The 2,098-nt window shown below is 43.8% G+C and carries 3 protein-coding genes; 2 read left to right on the plus strand and 1 reads right to left on the minus strand.

What is annotated here, in order from left to right:
• Both VZ95_RS26180 and VZ95_RS19450 read left to right on the plus strand, forming a co-directional pair.
• The coding region (locus tag VZ95_RS26180) for a hypothetical protein (protein ID WP_045777332.1) at positions 1 to 651 on the plus strand (651 nt) is incomplete at its 5' end.
• A gap of 113 nt (positions 652 to 764) precedes the next feature.
• Complete coding sequence (locus VZ95_RS19450) at positions 765 to 1,820, plus strand: hypothetical protein (RefSeq protein ID WP_156995433.1); 1,056 nt, start codon at positions 765 to 767, stop codon at positions 1,818 to 1,820.
• A 46-nt stretch (positions 1,821 to 1,866) separates the two neighbouring features.
• On the opposite strand, the gene VZ95_RS27580 is transcribed toward VZ95_RS19450, so the two are convergent.
• The coding region (locus VZ95_RS27580; RefSeq protein WP_232302761.1) for a hypothetical protein at positions 1,867 to 2,098 on the minus strand (232 nt) is incomplete at its 5' end.

The raw sequence follows: 2,098 nt of genomic DNA on the forward strand, positions 1-2,098 counted from the left end.
CTTGGTTTAGCAAAAAAAATTCCCGACCAAACTTTCGAACGGCGGACAGGCAGTTTTTGCGTGGGCGCGGCTAATTTTGCGTCGAGTTACTGGCGGGAAACTGGATATTATTATAAATATAAAGGTTCTGAGGATGGAAAATATGTTGGCGCGCCGCGCACACTCAAGGAGCTGAAAGATAGACAAATAGATCTTTTAGAAGGGCATTTTTTTTCTTTTCATAGATGCTATATTCACCTAGATCAAATCCCAACAGAAATTGAGGATATAAAAATAGCTCCTAAAATTACTATCGATTATATACGCACGATTCGTAAAAATTCTTTAGAATTAGTTCAGGAAATTAACAATACAATTGCAGTTGATAACTATAATAATATTAAAAAATTATTAGAAAAATCAGAAAATTTGTATAAATATTATTATTCAATTTATAATTTTAAATTTGACGGCTATATGTGCCACGATTTTTTCGATTTTCCTAAATATTTTATAAAAGATTATATTCTTAGACATGGTGAAATCTCCCGAAAAGAAAAACTTCACCCGTCTTTATTTAAAATTGGGTATAATGGGTTGTTATATTTTTACTATAGAAATGTAAAATTATGCGACAATCACCTCAAAAAGTATAAGGAGAAAAGCCCCTGATGGAGTCAGGGGCGCAATTGTACTGGTGATGATCCCCGCCAATAGCTCAAAATCGCCCGCGAAGGCTGCGCGGCACCGGCGGCAGGGCACTTCGACTGTGGATGTTGTAGCCCATGCTCGTCTGGATGTTAAGCCACTCCGTCTCGCTCATGACCTGGGCCTGCACCCCCGACGGTAAGCCGGTAAAGTGGATAGTCAGTTCAGCCTTGGCGGGTAGAGCGAGGCGCTTGACCCCGCCCCCTCGGGCTGGCAGCGTGGCGCGTGTTTGTTGGCTTCAGGATCAACGCCCGATGGTACTCCCCTGGCGGATCACCGCCCTGCTTCTCGCCCTCCTCCCGGCCCTGGCGCAGCCTGCGGTCGCCGGGGAGTTTTCCGCTGAGGAGCAAAAGCTCGTCGCGGATATCCGCCAGAAAATGGATCAAACCACCCAACTCCTCATCTATACCTATGAGAATGAGGAGAAAATGGACCTTGCGGAAATGCAGCGGGTGATGGTTGGGTTTAGAGAATTAGCCAAATGGTTTGAAAATAAAATTCCCGACCGGACGTTCGAGCGGCGGACGGGCAGTTTCTGCGTGGGCTCGGCTAGTTTTGCGTCGAGTTACTGGCGTAACACTGAGTATTATTACAAGTATAAAGGGTCTGAAGACGGAAAATATGTTGGCGCGCCGCGCACACTTAAGGAGCTAAAGGACAGACAGAAGGATCTCTTAGAGGGTCATTTTTTTGATTTTCAACAATGCTATATCCATCTGGATCAGGTTCCAACTAGGCTTGAGGATAAAGAAAGTGCCCCCAAAATTAGCATTACCGCCATCCCTTCTATTCGTACAAATTCTTTAAAATTGGTACAGAATATACAAGATAAAATGACTTCTCATTATCCTGGTGATTTCGCGCCCTTAATTAAAAAAGCCGATACTCTTTACAAAAATTATTACTCAATCTCTGACCTTAAGATTGGGGGAGGGCTTTTGTGTGAAAATTTTGTCGATTTTCCGAAACATTTTATCGAAAATTATATTTTGAGACATGGAAAGAATTCTAAAAATCAAAAATTACCGGAATCTTTATTTAAAATAGGATATGATGGGCTTCTTCATAACTACTATCGCGATGTAAAATTATGCGATAATTTTGTTAAGGAATACAAAAGAAAAAGCCCCTGATGGAGTCAGGGGCGCGATTATTTTGGTGATGATCCCCGCCAAGAACTCAAAATCGCCCGCGCAAACTGCGCGGCACCGGCGGCAGGGACTTTTGGCTATGGCAATTGTAGCCCATGCTCGTGTGGATGTTAAACCACTCCGTCTCACTCATCACCTCGGCTTGCACACCAGACGGTAAGCCCGTGAAGTGAATCGTGAGTTCGGCCTTAGCTGGTAGAGCCGAAGGGACGGCAGCCTGAGGAATAAGCGAAGACTGTGAATAGACTGCCTGTTGCAAG

The organism is Elstera litoralis, assembly GCF_000963705.1.
Taxonomy (GTDB): Bacteria; Pseudomonadota; Alphaproteobacteria; order Elsterales; family Elsteraceae; genus Elstera; species Elstera litoralis.